Raw genomic sequence first — 13618 nt, 5'->3', positions numbered from 1 at the left:
TCCGCCTGATTATCCCTATCGGAAAATCTGTCGATACCGTATCCGTAATACCGGCTTCGAGTATAGCGTATTAAGCGTGTTCAAAGGGTTAAGTTGTGTGTTCTATGCAACGAGTCCGCCGGATGGCACTCAAGGCCCTTGGGTTTGAGCGACTGTTTGATTCCGGAAGGTGATGGTCTTCTTGTTTTGTATTTATCTGATGAATGATAGGCTGAGCCCCTGATTCTCTCTGGAACTTGCCGATGGATATTTCCCGCGTCGACCTGAATCTTCTGGTCTATCTCGACGTGTTGTTGCGCGAAAAGAACGTCACCAAGGCGGCCAATCACCTGGGTATTACCCAGCCGGCCATGAGCAACGGCCTGCGCCGCCTTCGCGATCTGTTCGAAGACCCTCTGCTGGTGCGCACCAGTGAGGGGATGACGGCCACCGAAAGGGCGCTAGAGCTTAAACCGCTGGTGCGTAGCGTGCTCTCGGACATAGAGCGGGCGGTGCAGGCCAAGTCCGAATTCTCCGCCGCGGACAGTAACCGGGTGTTCCGTATCATGGCCAGTGATTACGCCGAATCCTGCCTGATCCCCCGGGTCCTTCGCCGTATCCGCCAGGAAGCGCCAAATGTGACGCTGGACGTGCTGACGCCCAGTGACGTGAGCTTCCCCGATGTGGAGCAGGGGCGGCTGGACATGGCCATCAACCGTTTCGACAAGCTGCCGCAGTCGTTCCACCAGAAAACCCTGTGGACCGAGTATTTCGCCTGCCTGATGAGCGCGCACAACCCGATCCTGCGCGAGCCATTTACCCTCGACACCTACCTTGACGCCAGTCACATCTGGGTCAGCAAGACCGGGTTTGGGGTGGGCGTCGGGGTCAACCCGCAGGACGTGCAGCGGCTGGGTTGGGTGGACGAAGCGCTGGGTCTGATGGGGCGCAAGCGGCGGATTTCGGTATTTACCCGTCATTATCAGGTGGCGATGTTGCTGGCCGAGCAACACGACCTGATCGCCACGCTACCCAGCCGGGCCGCCTGGCTTCAGCAGCACAACGCCAACCTGGTGGTGAAAGTGCCGCCATTCCGGATCCCCCCGTTCGAACTGAAAATGGCCTGGAGCCCGCTGCTCCAGCACAACCCGGATCACCAGTGGCTGCGCCGCCTGATTGTGGATGTGGCGGCCGAGGTGGATGAGGAATTTGCCGACTTCGGCCGGCCCTTCGAAAACCAGGGGCCGCAGCCGAGTCTGCAGTCAGAGCGGTAGTTCGCGCAGCTCCAGGGACGGGCGGGCCGTATCCCACATACGCTGGAAGGCCTCCGCCTGGAGTTTGACCCGCCCGGAGTCGCTGAACCGGGCCCAGCCTTCCAGGGTGTCGAAACCGTGGCGCCAGGCGATGGTCTCGCGATCGCCAATCAGGAAAGGCGCGTCTTCGGCCGGGTAGTCGTCATTGACCAGGCGCAACTCGATCTTGCTGGGCAGTCGGCGCATCAGCTGCACAATCTGGTGGCGGCGCTGGACCAGCGGCTTGTCGTCGTGGACCAGCAGGCGGATCTCGCAGACCCGGTGACGCCGCGCCATGGCGGAGAAAATGTCCCGCAGACGCTCGCGGTCGTAGAGGTCGTGATCCAGCAGGCGGTCGTAGAGCCAGAGGCGCTGGTTGGCCTGACCGGCGATCGTGTCCAGCAAATCGGTAAAATCATTCTCCTGGGCAAAATGCCAGGTGGCGTCATCGCGCCCAGCGATGGTTGGAGCCTGTTCCCGGCCGGACTCGATAATCTGGGTCGCGGCCAGACAGCGCATGTCCAGATGCGGTATGCCGGCGTCGTCGTAAGGCGTGGAGCATACATGGAAGCCCAGCTTCTCGTAGAAGGGCACCGCGTATTGCTGGGCGCTGAGCCAGAGTTCGCTGAACTGTTCGGCGCCTTCTGCCATCAGGTGGCGCAACAGCTGCTCGCCGTAGCCCTTACCCCGGTGCTCCTTGACGACCGCCATGCGTCCGATGCGGCCGATGTCGGTGATCGACGGCACCAGGCGGGCGACCGCCACCGGCGTGTTGTCCGGCAGGACCGCGACGAAATGATCGGACACCTCGTCCGTATCGTCCCACTCCAGCTCGGGCGGGACACCCTGTTCGTCGATGAACACCTGCTGACGAATGGCCTTGATCGAGGCCGGCGCCAGCTGCCAGCTGTATTTGCGAATCTTCAGTGTCATTCCAGGTACAGGCTGCCTTGGTTGATCAGTGTGACGAGCAGGCCAGCGAGGGCCGGGTCCGCGGCGGCTTCACGCATCCGTGCCGGGTCCGGCTGGTGACGGGCGCAGAGCAGGGGGGCGATCCAGCGAGCGTCGCCGTTCAGCAGGTAGCGTTCACCGTCCACGAACAGGGCAATCCGGTCGTCCATGGGGCGGTAGGCGAAGCGCGATCCTTCATTCCAGCGCAGCGTAAAACCGTCTTCGAGGGCCGCGCCAAGCTGCTCGGCGTCCAGCGCTTCTTCTGGAGGCTGCACGATCTGGGCGCTCTTGGGCGCGGTGCTGTACTGGCCCAGCCACAGGGCCAGCAGGTCTTCCCGGCGCAGTGCATTCTCGACAATCGCCTTGACGCCATCAACGGCGGCATCGCTGACCAGGCCGGGATTGTCCTGGGGTGCCAGGTCCGGGTCGCGCAGCAGCTGCTCGGCGCCGGGCTGGTTGCACAGGAAGTCGCTGAAGCCGGTGAGAATGTCGTCGTGGCTGGGCGCGCGGAAGCCGATGGACAGGGTGATGCAATCGTCCTGGGCGATGCCGTGATGGCCCACGCCGGGCGGGATATAGAGCATGTCCCCCGGCGCCAGCACCACGGTTTCTTCCGGTTGCCAATCCTTGAGGATGCGCAGCGGCGTGCCGTCCACGCGGGGCGAGGTTTCATCGCACTGGCCGCCGAACTGCCATTCCCGATGGCCTTCCGCCTGCAGCAGGAACACGTCGTACTGGTCGTAGTGGGGACCGACGTTGCCGCCTTGCGGCGCGTAGCTGGCCATGATGTCGTCGAGACGCCAGTTGGGGATGAAGCGGAAGCGGTCCAGTAACGGGGCCAGCTCCGGCACCCAGTGGTCCAGACCCTGCACCAGCAGGGTCCAGTGGGTCGCCGGCAACTGCTCGAACCGCTCCGGCTGGAACGGGCCGTTCTCCAGCTGCCAGGGGCGTCCGCCATCGTTCTCGACGACGATGCGGGACTCCACCGCCTCCTCGCAGGCCAGGCCGGCCAGTTCGTCCGGTGTCACCGGGCAGGTCAGGCCGGGAAAGGCCTGACGGATAACGAGCGGCTTCTTCTGCCAGTAATCGCGCAGGAAGACATCGACGTCGAGGCCACCGGGAAGCTGCATCAGAGCGCCCTGGTCTGGTCGACCGCGTTGCCGACGTAAGTCGCCGGTGTCAGGGCCAGCAGCTCTTCCTTGGCGGTCTCGGGGATATCCAGATTGCGCACGAAGTCCTGGATCAGCTCCGGCGTCATCGCCTTGCCGCGGGTCAGTTCCTTGAGCTTCTCGTAAGGCTTCTCGATGTTGTAGCGGCGCATGACCGTCTGGATCGGCTCGGCCAGCACTTCCCAGGCGTGGTCCAGGTCCGCGTCCAGGCGTGCCGGGTTGACTTCCAGTTTGCCCAGGCCTTTCAGGGTCGCCTCATAGGCGATCAGGCTGTGGGCGAAACCGACGCCCAGGTTGCGCAGCACGGTGGAGTCGGTCAGGTCACGCTGCCAGCGGGAAATCGGCAGCTTGGCGGACAGGTGGCCGAACAGCGCGTTGGCGATGCCCAGGTTGCCCTCGGAGTTCTCGAAGTCGATCGGGTTGACCTTGTGCGGCATGGTGGAAGAGCCCACCTCGCCGGCCACGGTCTTCTGCTTGAAGTAGCCCAGGGAGATGTAGCCCCAGATGTCCCGGTCGAGATCGATCAGGATGGTGTTGAAGCGGGCCACCGCATCGTACAGCTCGGCGATGTAGTCGTGCGGCTCGATCTGGGTGGTGTAAGGGTTCCAGGACAGCCCCAGGGACGTCACGAAGGCTTCAGCATTGGCCGCCCAGTCGACGCTCGGGTAAGCGGACAGGTGCGCGTTGTAGTTGCCCACGGCGCCGTTGATCTTGCCCAGGATCTCGACGGCACGGATCTGCTTGAGCTGGCGGCGCAGACGGTAGACCACGTTGGCCAGTTCCTTGCCTACGGTGGACGGGGAGGCGGTCTGGCCGTGGGTGCGCGACAGCATCGGCTGTTCGGCGTGCTCGTCGGCCAGCTCGGTCAGGCGCTCCACCACGCGATCCATGGCCGGCAGCAGGCCGTGGTCCAGGCCTTCGCGCAGCATCAGGCCGTGGGACAGGTTGTTGATGTCCTCCGAGGTGCAGGCGAAGTGCACGAACTCGGTGATGGCCTGCAGTTCCGCGTTGTCCGCGATTTTTTCCTTGATGAAGTATTCCACCGCCTTGACGTCGTGGTTGGTGGTGCGCTCGATGGACTTGATGCGCTCGGCGTCTTCCAGGCTGAATTCGGAGACGAGTCGGTTCAGTTGGGCATCTGCATCAGCGGACAGGGCCGGCACTTCGGTAATACCGGGGTGTGCGGCCAGTTGCTGCAGCCAGCGGATTTCCACCGTGACACGGTTTCTGATCAGGCCATACTCGCTGAAAATTTCGCGAAACACGCGGACTTTTTCGCCGTACCGGCCGTCAACCGGTGAGATGGCGGTGAGGGCAGTTAATTCCATCAGAAACCTCTCAATAGATCGTATGCGGACTGCAGTTCATCGATGCGGGATGCGTGGGCGCTCGCGGTGATCACCCACGCTGGAAAATGGCGCCTATGATACACCACCCGGCGGCGCGGTTCAGTGAAAAACGGCCTGGTTGGCCTGCTCCGAAAGTCGCCTGGCGGTCTCCACCACACGCTTGCGGTAGAACACCAGGTGCCAGCGGCGCCCACCCAGCTGCCGCCAGAGCACGGCGGAGCGGATGCCGGCCAGGAGCAGGGCGCGCACCCGCGCGGCGTTTTCCTCGACCCGCAGCTGGTTGGGGTCGCCGGTGACCTGGATGCGCAGACGGAAGGTGCTGATGGTGTCGGTGTAGATCGACGCCAGGTTGTTGATCAGATTGATGTGGTTGTAGCCGAAATGCTCAGCGGTGTGGCGGGCCTGGTCGATGCGGCTGCCGATGACGTCCATCATGTCCGGCTGCTTGCGCAGGCGCGCTTCCAGGTGGATCAGGTTCAGGGTGTAGCGCAGGATTTCCACGTCCTGCTGGCCGTCCTGCTTCTGCATCAGACCGTGCAGGACCGACAGGCCTTCCCGCAGGTCACGCAGTTCGCCATAGACGCTGAGCGTGTTGGGAGGATCGGTCATGAACAGGGAGCGAATGCAGGTCTCGAACGTGGACTGCGCGCATTGGCCCTGGTGGGCAATCTGTTGCACCAGTTCGGCGGCTTGAAACACGCCGGCCAGGGCCAGGGTCTGATCTTCCAGTGAGCGGCTCAACGTCACCTCACGTCTGTCGGGTTAGCGGGAAATGGGGTGCCCGGTGGTCGTCTTTCAGCGACACCGTCGGCTCAGGATGCGGTCCGGTCCAGGCCGGGCGCTTCATCGCGCCACGTGGTTTCGATCACGCCGCCACCAAGGCAGATGTCGCCGTCGTAGAACACCACCGATTGACCGGGGGTGACGGCGCGCTGGGCGTCGTCAAAAACCACGCGGGTGCCCGCGTCGGTCACCGTGACGGTGCAGGCCTGGTCAGGCTGGCGGTAGCGGGTCTTGGCATGGCAGCGGAATTCCTTCGCCGGCGGCTCGCCCGCCACCCAGTCAATGGGGCCGCTGGTCAGCCCGCGGGAGAACAGCAGCGGATGCTGCTTGCCCTGCACGGCGATCAGCACGTTGCGGTCCAGGTCTTTCTCCGCCACGTACCAGGGATCGTCGTTGTAGTGGCTCAGTCCGCCGATACCCAGACCCTGTCGCTGGCCGATGGTGTGGTACATCAGGCCCTGGTGGCGGCCAATGACGTCGCCGTCCGGCGTTTCGATGTTTCCCGGCTGGGCCGGAATGTACTGTTTGAGGAAATCCCGGAACTTGCGTTCACCAATGAAGCAGATGCCGGTGGAATCCTTCTTGTCGTGGGTGACCAGACCCGCTTTCTCGGCGATGCCGCGCACTTCCGGCTTCTCGATCTCGCCAACCGGAAACAGGGTGCGCGCAATGCGTTCACCGGAAACAGCGTGCAGGAAGTAGCTCTGGTCCTTGTTGTCGTCCAGGCCCTTGATCAGCTGCGCGCGGCCGTCATCGGTGATGCGGCGGCGGGCGTAGTGGCCAGTGGCGATGTAGTCGGCGCCCAGGGTCACGGCGTAGTCGAGGAAGGCGCGGAACTTCACTTCCTTGTTGCACAGGATATCCGGGTTCGGGGTGCGTCCGGCCCGATATTCCGACAGGAAGTGCTCAAACACGCGATCCCAGTACTCGGCGGCAAAGCTGGCGGTGTGCAGTTTGATGCCGATCCTGTCGGCCACCGCCTGGGCGTCGGCCAGGTCGGTCATGGCGGTGCAGTATTCCGTGCCGTCGTCTTCGTCCCAGTTTTTCATGAACAGCCCCTCGACGGTGTATCCCTGTTCCTGCAGGAGGAGGGCGGCGACGGAGGAGTCAACACCGCCGGACATGCCGACGATGACGCGGGTGTTTTGGTTGGCGCTGGACGCGGACTCAGTCATAACGGTGGCGGACGCAGTTGCTCGCAAATGTGTGTTGAATGACGCGCATTCTAACAGGTTTGCGGCGCCGGGTGATCCGTAGTAGCACGTCCGCCCCGACCGGCCTCAGGATCAGGCCGCCGGATCGATGATCACCGACAGCGGGAAACGGCGGCCGGCCAGATAATCCTCAATGCAGCGCATCACCAGAGGGCTGCGCAGTTTTTCCGACTGCTCCTTGAGCTCTTCGTAGGTGAGCCAGTGGGCGGCGATGATGTCGTCGTCCAGTTCGTCGGTCTCATGAGTCAGCGCCTCGGCGACGAAGCACATGCGATAGTATGTTTTGCCGGTCGCCGGCGCCTGGTAGGTGTACAGCCCCAGAAAGTGGCGCGGCTCGACCTGCCAGCCGGTTTCCTCAAGGGCTTCCCGGCAGGCCGCCTCCAGGATGGTTTCGTTCTCTTCCACATGGCCGGCCGGCTGATTGAAGACGACCAGTCCATTGCTGCGCTCTTCGACCATCAGGAATCGACCGTCTTTCTCGGTAACGACGGCAACGGTGGCGTGTGGCTTCCAGGTCATTCAGGTCTTCCTTCTGTTGGACCGCGACGCGCCCCGGCGCTGGCGGGGTGCGCCGGACGATCGGGGTAAATGGATACTGAGGTGGCGGCTTTCACCGGGCGCCAGCTTGTCGATGGACCAGTCGCCGATCGAGCGCCGGATCAGGCGGAGGGTCGGAAAGCCAACGGCGGCGGTCATGCGACGTACCTGGCGGTTGCGACCCTCGGTTAGCGTGAGTTCAATCCAACTGGTGGGCACGTTGGCGCGGTAACGCACCGGCGGCTGGCGCGGCCAGATGTCCGGGTCTTCCAGACGCCTGGCCCTGGCCGGACGGCTGGGGCCGTCCTTCAGGTCCACGCCGGCGGCGAGGCGCTCAAGCGCCGCGTCATCGATGGCGCCATCGACCTGCACCCAGTAGGTTTTCGCCATCTTCTGGCGCGGCGAGGCAATCCGATGCTGGAGTTGGCCGTCATCCGTCAGCAGCACCAGTCCCTCGGAATCGAAGTCGAGCCGCCCAGCCGGGTAGACGTCGCGATGGGGCACATAATCGGCCAGGGTTGGACGCCCCTCAGGGTCGGTGAACTGACACAGTACGTTGTACGGCTTGTTGAGGAGAATCAGGTTGGCCATCGATGCTCTGCTGGCAGAGGCGGAGTGATGCCGCCGGATGAATTCGATTACTGATCTTACAAGACGGTGGCGGCGATCACTATGACCGGGCGGTCATCGGCCTGTTACAGGCGCCGCCGCGCGGGACGGTTCAGTGGGTGCCGGGCACGGTTACGAGCGATAGTCGCTCATAAGGACATCCGCCCATAAAAAAGCCGGTGCATCACGCACCGGCTTTCGGCAAATAGACTGCGTTGTTGTGCCGGGTTGTCCGTTCTCCAGCACGAAGTTTGAGGGTGATCTGACCAAAGTCAGACCGCTTTATTCATTGCTTAGCCGACGCTTGGCCGGTTGGTAATCCCTGTAGCCGGCGTCAGGCGTGGGCCGTTCGCATCTGACTGTCGTTGGCGGTTTCCGAGCGCTCCGATCGCGATTCCGCGTGATCGGAGTTTGCTGCCTTGCTCTGCGTAGGCTCCCGCTTTTCCAGGCGATCAAGAGGGACGATGTTGACCGCGTGGGTTCCCTTGTCACTGGGCTTCTTATCGAAACTGACCGTCTGGCCGGCTTTCAGTGTCTTGTAGCCTTCCATCTGGACAGCCGAGAAATGAGCAAACAGGTCTTCGCTGCCGCCATCCTCGATAATGAAGCCGTAACCCTTGGCGTTATTGAACCACTTCACTTTGCCTTGAGGCATGATTCACTCCCTTGGTTTCCTGCTCGTCTTATTATTGCTTTTCATTAAGTTACAAATGCCGAAACAGAATAATAGTGTAGTCGATGCGGTGCCGGATGGTGCGGCTTCCGGGTTTACATAATTTTACAATAGCAGTACCTACTCTTGACCAATATTTCCACAGAGTCAATAGGCAAAAAACTGGTTGGCGGGGCGGCTCAGGCGTTAAGATGATGACGTCGATAAACAAGGTTTAACCTGCCTCGTCTTGAAAACGTTCGTCAGGGGAACCACCTTCATTCAAGAGCGGAACTCGGCCAGCAGGCGAGCATCTAAATTCCGGAACGAACCATGCGGAACATCGAGAATTCTCTACTAATATTGAATCAGGGGGATCATGATCAGGATCCGGATCACGACGACGGTCTGGTGACTTCTCCTGAGAAACCGGCCCTGAAACGCCCGGCGCGATTTCGGGTCGTGTTACTCAATGACGATTACACGCCGATGGATTTCGTCGTTGATGTCCTGATGAAATTCTTCGCAATGAACGAAGAAAAGGCGACGCAGGTGATGCTGCTCGTCCATACGCAGGGAAAAGCTGTATGTGGGGTGTACACCCGTGACATCGCGGAGACCAAAGCGGCACAGGTGAACCAGTACTCTTCGGAGTGTGAGCACCCGCTGCTTTGCGAGATTGAACGTGCGGACTGATAGACCTTGGGGTGGCCCATGCTAAGTAAAGATCTGGAAATCACGCTGAATACTGCGTTCAAGAATGCCCGTGACAAGCGGCACGAGTTCATGACGGTGGAGCACTTGTTGTTGGCTCTGCTGGACAATGACTCTGCCATCGGTGTGCTCAAGGCATGCGGCGCAGATCTGCAGCGACTCCAGGAAGAGCTTCTGGAGTTCGTGGATTCGACCACGCCCCTGATTCCCCATAACGACAGTGAGCGTGAAACCCAACCGACGCTCGGTTTCCAGCGTGTGCTGCAGCGGGCTGTCTTCCATGTCCAGTCTTCCGGCAAGAAGGAAGTAACCGGGGCCAATGTGTTGGTGGCCATCTTCAGTGAGCAGGAAAGTCAGGCTGTGTATGTGCTGAAGAAGCAGAACATTGCCCGGATTGATGTCGTCAATTACGTATCCCACGGTATTTCCCGGGTTCAGGGCGGAGAAGAGCAGGAAGGCACCGACCATACCCAGGAAGAGGTGGGCGAGGACGGAACGTCCTCCAAGCCGCTGGAGAGCTATGCCACCAACCTGAACGAGCAGGCCCGGCAGGGCCGCATCGATCCGCTGATCGGTCGCGAGCACGAAGTCGAGCGGGTGGTGCAGATTCTGGTGCGGCGCCGCAAGAACAACCCGCTGCTGGTCGGCGAGGCCGGCGTCGGCAAGACCGCCATCGCCGAAGGTCTGGCCAAGCGGGTGGTCGACGGTCAGGTGCCGGACGTGATTTCCGACGCCGTGGTCTATTCCCTGGACCTGGGCGCGCTGCTGGCGGGCACCAAGTACCGTGGCGACTTCGAGAAGCGCTTCAAGGGGCTTCTGGCCGAGCTCAAGAAAGAGGATCATGCGATTCTCTTTATTGACGAGATTCATACGATTATCGGTGCTGGGTCGGCATCGGGTGGCGTCATGGACGCCTCCAACCTGCTCAAGCCACTGCTGAGTTCCGGGGAGATCCGTTGCATCGGCTCCACGACCTTCTCAGAATTCCGCGGTATCTTCGAGAAAGACAGCGCCCTGGCGCGCCGTTTCCAGAAGATCGATGTCAACGAGCCCAGCGTCGAGGATACCTACCAGATCCTGCGCGGCCTGAAGTCCCACTTCGAGAAGCATCACGACCTCAAGTACACGGACAAGGCCCTGCGCGTGGCGGCTGAGCTGGCGGATCGTTACATCACCGACCGGCACCTGCCGGACAAAGCCATCGACGTGATCGACGAGGCCGGTGCCCGTCAGCGCCTGATGCCGAGCAACAAGCGCCGCAAGGTCATCGGTGTCTCCTCGATTGAGGACGTGGTGGCCACCATCGCGCGAATTCCGCCGAAGAGCGTATCCACCAGCGATAAGGATCTGCTGCGCAACCTGGAGCGGGATCTCAAGATGGTGGTGTTCGGTCAGGACCGTGCCATAGAGTCCCTGTCCACCGCCATCAAGCTGGCGCGGGCGGGCCTGAAGGCACCGGAGAAGCCGGAAGGGGCGTTCCTGTTTTCCGGCCCCACCGGGGTCGGTAAGACCGAGGTCACCCGGCAGTTGGCCAAAATCCTGGGGATCGAGCTGGTGCGCTTCGATATGTCCGAGTACATGGAGCGTCACACCGTGTCGCGGCTGATCGGTGCGCCTCCCGGCTACGTCGGCTTCGATCAGGGCGGTTTGCTGACCGAGGCGGTCAACAAGCAGCCGCATTGCGTCCTGCTGCTGGACGAGATCGAGAAGGCGCATCCGGAAGTGTTCAACCTGCTGCTGCAGGTGATGGATCACGGCACGCTGACCGACAACAACGGCCGCAAGGCGGATTTCCGCCACGTGATCCTGGTGATGACCACCAACGCCGGTGCCGAGACCATGACGCGTCGCTCGATCGGCTTCAGCGAGCAGGATCACAGCACCGACGGCATGGAAGTGATCACCAAGACCTTCACGCCGGAGTTCCGCAATCGCCTGGACGGCATCATCCAGTTTGCCGATCTGCAGCGGGACACCATCACCCACGTGGTGGACAAGTTCCTCACCGAGCTTCAGGCGCAGTTGGATGAGAAGCGCGTTGTCCTGCATGTGGACGATGACGCCAAGCTCTGGCTCGCCGAGAAGGGCTACGACGTGACCATGGGCGCCCGCCCAATGTCGCGCCTGATCCAGGACAAGATCAAGCGGCCGCTGGCCGAGCAGATCCTGTTCGGAGCCCTGGCCGAGACGGGAGGGGAGGTTCATATCCATCTCGAGAACGACGAACTGGTTTTCGAGTACGAGAACGAACCCGCCGAAGCTGTCTGAGATTCGGCATCGGTATAGAAAACCCGCTTCTCTGGAAGCGGGTTTTTTTATGCTCGCGTCAGCAGGCGGGTTCGCTGGGCAACGGGGCCGACGGGCAAGCGGCAAACAAGTGGGGATACAAAAGCGGGAAAACAAAAAGCCCCGCGCGAAAGGCGGGGCTTTTGACGGCGCGGGCGTTGTCGGCCCGGCAAATCGCAGTGCGGAAACCGATTAACGGGCGCGGTAGACGATGCGGCCCTTGCTCAGGTCGTAGGGAGTCAGCTCAACCTTGACCTTGTCGCCGGTCAGGATGCGGATGTAGTTCTTGCGCATCTTGCCGGAAATGTGGGCTGTCACGACGTGGCCGTTGGACAGCTCAACGCGGAACATGGTGTTGGGGAGGGTGTCTACAATCACACCTTCCATTTCAATGACATCGGATTTCGCCATTCAGTAGGAACCTCACGTGTTTGAGTCGATTGATTACGGGCTATAACGTCGGGCCGGAAATAGAAAAATCAAGGGCCCGACGCCCAGCGCGATAAATGTGCGCAATTCTGCCTGAATTATAACCCGATGGCAAAATGGAAAGTTGCCGGATCCTGCCGGCCGTGCCGGCCGCCTCAATCACTGACGTTCAGCGGTTGCCAGTGGCCGCCGATCAGGGCCTCCAGCGGCTTGAAGCGCGACTTGTAATTCATTTTTCGGCATTCACGTATCCAGTACCCCAGGTACAGGAACGGCAGATGCCGGCGCTGGGCTTCTTCCACTTGCCAGAGAATCCCCAGGGTACCCAGGCTGCGCCCCTCTTCATCCGGGTCGAACAGGGTATAGATGGCGGAAAGTCCGTCGTCAAGCGCGTCCAGGACGGCCAGGCCAATGAGCTCGTCGTCGCGCCACATTTCCAGGAACTCGCTCTGGTTGGCGCCTTCCACCAGGAAAGAGGTGAACTGTTCCCGTGAGGGCGGATACATATCGCCGTCATGGTGGCGTTGCTCGATATAGCGGGCGTAGAGCTGGTAGTAATTTTCCTGGAAACGTGCCGGTTGCAGGCGGAAGGTGATGTCCTCGTTGCGCTTCCAGACCCGGCGCTGGGATCGGTTGGGCTGAAACGCGGTGGCGTCCAGCCGCACCGGGATGCAGGCGTTGCAGTTTTCGCAATGCGGCCGGTAATAGTGGGAGCCGCTGCGACGAAAACCAAGGGCCGTGAGCTGGCTGTAGAGGCGCTTGTCGACATGGGCGCGGGGGTCGACAAACATGGTCGTCGCCTCGCGGTCAGACAGGTAGCTGCAGTCGTGTGGGGGGGTTGCGAAGAATACCAGTGTCTTGAGGCTGCTCATCACACCTCCTGCTAGCGTTCGGCGCGGGTCCAGTGTTTTTCCAGGATCCACTGCTGGTGTCCGGGTGATTTGTCGATGTTTTTCTCCAGTATAGTTAAAAAGGATTTGCGTGGAATACACCGCGCCCCGAGGCTGATCAAGTGACTGTTTTCCACCTGGCAGTCCATGAGCGCATAGCCCCAGGCCTGCAGTTGACGGGCGACGTGGACGAAGACGACCTTGGACGCGTCGGTTTCCCGGGTGAACATGGATTCGCCGAAGAAGCAGCACCCGATGGCGACGCCATAGAGTCCGCCGACCAGTTCGCCCCGGTCGTTCCAGGCTTCAAAGGAGTGTGCCAGGCCGCGGCGGTGCAGGCGCTTGTAGGCCTGTTCCATCTCGTCGGTGATCCAGGTGCCTTCCTCGCGTACCTCGGCGCAACCGCGAATCACACCGGAGAAATTGCGGTCGATGGTGATGCGGAAGCGTTCCTGGTTGAGCGTGCGCCTCAGTCGCCGCGAAATGTGCACCTCATCGGGAATGAGCACGCAGCGGGGGTTGGGCGACCACCAGAGAATGGGTTGCTCTTCACTGAACCAGGGGAATATGCCGGAACGATAGGCTCTTTCCAGCCGCTCGGGGGCGAGGTCGCCGCCAATCGCCAACAGGCCGTCAGGTTCGTCCAAAGCCTCTTCCGGCGAGGGGAACCAGAGCTCATCGGGATCAAGCCAGGGCAATGAGGTCATTGTCGGGTCGGGTACTCCAGTGCACGCCGTTGGCTCTTTACAGGAAGGGTAGCATCT

14 protein-coding genes are annotated in these 13618 nt (G+C 61.5%); 3 read left to right on the top strand and 11 right to left on the bottom strand.

Translation table 11 applies throughout. The annotated features are described in order from the left end of the window. Window positions 1-242 precede the first annotated feature (242 nt). Window positions 243-1253, top strand: a complete 1011-nt coding sequence (locus DKK67_RS11525) for a LysR family transcriptional regulator (protein WP_111496476.1) — start codon at window positions 243-245, stop codon at window positions 1251-1253. Here the strand turns inward: DKK67_RS11525 and DKK67_RS11520 are convergent. The 8 genes from DKK67_RS11520 to DKK67_RS21950 all read right to left on the bottom strand — a co-directional run bounded on the left by DKK67_RS11520 (window position 1242) and on the right by DKK67_RS21950 (window position 8538). Then, complete coding sequence (locus tag DKK67_RS11520) at window positions 1242-2204, bottom strand: GNAT family N-acetyltransferase (protein WP_111496475.1); 963 nt, start codon at window positions 2202-2204, stop codon at window positions 1242-1244. The two genes, DKK67_RS11525 and DKK67_RS11520, sit on opposite strands and share 12 nt — an antisense overlap. Further along, window positions 2201-3352 (bottom strand): cupin domain-containing protein, encoded by a 1152-nt coding sequence (locus DKK67_RS11515; RefSeq protein ID WP_111496474.1) that lies wholly within the window; start codon window positions 3350-3352, stop codon window positions 2201-2203. The genes DKK67_RS11520 and DKK67_RS11515 overlap by 4 nt, the downstream gene beginning before the upstream one ends. After that, a complete protein-coding gene (purB, locus tag DKK67_RS11510; RefSeq protein WP_111496473.1) occupies window positions 3352-4719 on the bottom strand; it encodes an adenylosuccinate lyase in 1368 nt (455 codons plus the stop codon). The genes DKK67_RS11515 and purB overlap by 1 nt, the downstream gene beginning before the upstream one ends. 120 nt (window positions 4720-4839) lie before the next feature. Continuing rightward, window positions 4840-5481, bottom strand: a complete 642-nt coding sequence (hflD, locus tag DKK67_RS11505; protein WP_111496472.1) for a high frequency lysogenization protein HflD — start codon at window positions 5479-5481, stop codon at window positions 4840-4842. A gap of 71 nt (window positions 5482-5552) precedes the next feature. Beyond that, window positions 5553-6698, bottom strand: coding sequence for a tRNA 2-thiouridine(34) synthase MnmA (gene mnmA, locus DKK67_RS11500; protein WP_111496471.1), 1146 nt, complete (start codon window positions 6696-6698; stop codon window positions 5553-5555). 111 nt (window positions 6699-6809) lie between these two features. Then, window positions 6810-7256 carry an NUDIX hydrolase gene (locus DKK67_RS11495; RefSeq protein WP_111496470.1) on the bottom strand — a complete coding sequence of 149 codons (447 nt, stop codon included), beginning with the start codon at window positions 7254-7256 and terminating at the stop codon, window positions 6810-6812. Beyond that, on the bottom strand, window positions 7257-7865 hold the full coding sequence (locus DKK67_RS11490) for a pseudouridine synthase (protein WP_111496469.1): 609 nt from the start codon (window positions 7863-7865) through the stop codon (window positions 7257-7259). Between the two features lie 352 nt (window positions 7866-8217). After that, window positions 8218-8538: a cold shock domain-containing protein gene (locus DKK67_RS21950; RefSeq protein WP_111496468.1), complete on the bottom strand. Its 321-nt coding sequence runs from the start codon at window positions 8536-8538 to the stop codon at window positions 8218-8220. Window positions 8539-8868: 330 nt separating this feature from the next. On the opposite strand from DKK67_RS21950, the gene clpS reads away from it, so the two are divergent. Together clpS and clpA are read left to right on the top strand one after the other, a co-directional pair. Then, window positions 8869-9231 carry an ATP-dependent Clp protease adapter ClpS gene (gene clpS / locus DKK67_RS11480; protein ID WP_111496467.1) on the top strand — a complete coding sequence of 121 codons (363 nt, stop codon included), beginning with the start codon at window positions 8869-8871 and terminating at the stop codon, window positions 9229-9231. A gap of 18 nt (window positions 9232-9249) precedes the next feature. After that, window positions 9250-11517 (top strand): ATP-dependent Clp protease ATP-binding subunit ClpA, encoded by a 2268-nt coding sequence (gene clpA, locus DKK67_RS11475; RefSeq protein ID WP_111496466.1) that lies wholly within the window; start codon window positions 9250-9252, stop codon window positions 11515-11517. Window positions 11518-11727: 210 nt separating this feature from the next. Here the strand turns inward: clpA and infA are convergent, their stop codons facing one another. From infA to aat, 3 genes are all read right to left on the bottom strand, one after another. Further along, entirely contained in the window at window positions 11728-11946 is a 219-nt protein-coding gene (gene infA / locus DKK67_RS11470; protein ID WP_008938619.1) for a translation initiation factor IF-1, read from the bottom strand. A gap of 173 nt (window positions 11947-12119) precedes the next feature. Beyond that, window positions 12120-12836 carry an arginyltransferase gene (locus DKK67_RS11465; protein WP_111496465.1) on the bottom strand — a complete coding sequence of 239 codons (717 nt, stop codon included), beginning with the start codon at window positions 12834-12836 and terminating at the stop codon, window positions 12120-12122. 11 nt (window positions 12837-12847) lie between these two features. Then, window positions 12848-13561, bottom strand: a complete 714-nt coding sequence (gene aat / locus DKK67_RS11460; RefSeq protein WP_111496464.1) for a leucyl/phenylalanyl-tRNA--protein transferase — start codon at window positions 13559-13561, stop codon at window positions 12848-12850. Window positions 13562-13618: the final 57 nt, after the last annotated feature.

It is taken from the genome of Marinobacter bohaiensis (assembly GCF_003258515.1).
Taxonomy (GTDB): Bacteria; Pseudomonadota; Gammaproteobacteria; order Pseudomonadales; family Oleiphilaceae; genus Marinobacter_A; species Marinobacter_A bohaiensis.
Note: the sequence above shows the minus strand (reverse complement) of the source record. Positions and strands in the feature narration are given on the sequence as shown.

Coding starts and splice junctions, on each gene's coding strand:
- infA (WP_008938619.1), bottom strand. CDS start 11,946: ATGGCGAAATCCGATGTCATTGAAATGGAAGGTGTGATTGTAGACACC.
- purB (WP_111496473.1), bottom strand. CDS start 4,719: ATGGAATTAACTGCCCTCACCGCCATCTCACCGGTTGACGGCCGGTAC.
- aat (WP_111496464.1), bottom strand. CDS start 13,561: ATGACCTCATTGCCCTGGCTTGATCCCGATGAGCTCTGGTTCCCCTCG.
- DKK67_RS11495 (WP_111496470.1), bottom strand. CDS start 7,256: ATGACCTGGAAGCCACACGCCACCGTTGCCGTCGTTACCGAGAAAGAC.
- mnmA (WP_111496471.1), bottom strand. CDS start 6,698: ATGACTGAGTCCGCGTCCAGCGCCAACCAAAACACCCGCGTCATCGTC.
- clpS (WP_111496467.1), top strand. CDS start 8,869: ATGCGGAACATCGAGAATTCTCTACTAATATTGAATCAGGGGGATCAT.
- DKK67_RS11515 (WP_111496474.1), bottom strand. CDS start 3,352: ATGCAGCTTCCCGGTGGCCTCGACGTCGATGTCTTCCTGCGCGATTAC.
- DKK67_RS11465 (WP_111496465.1), bottom strand. CDS start 12,836: ATGAGCAGCCTCAAGACACTGGTATTCTTCGCAACCCCCCCACACGAC.
- DKK67_RS21950 (WP_111496468.1), bottom strand. CDS start 8,538: ATGCCTCAAGGCAAAGTGAAGTGGTTCAATAACGCCAAGGGTTACGGC.
- DKK67_RS11490 (WP_111496469.1), bottom strand. CDS start 7,865: ATGGCCAACCTGATTCTCCTCAACAAGCCGTACAACGTACTGTGTCAG.
- DKK67_RS11520 (WP_111496475.1), bottom strand. CDS start 2,204: ATGACACTGAAGATTCGCAAATACAGCTGGCAGCTGGCGCCGGCCTCG.
- clpA (WP_111496466.1), top strand. CDS start 9,250: ATGCTAAGTAAAGATCTGGAAATCACGCTGAATACTGCGTTCAAGAAT.
- DKK67_RS11525 (WP_111496476.1), top strand. CDS start 243: ATGGATATTTCCCGCGTCGACCTGAATCTTCTGGTCTATCTCGACGTG.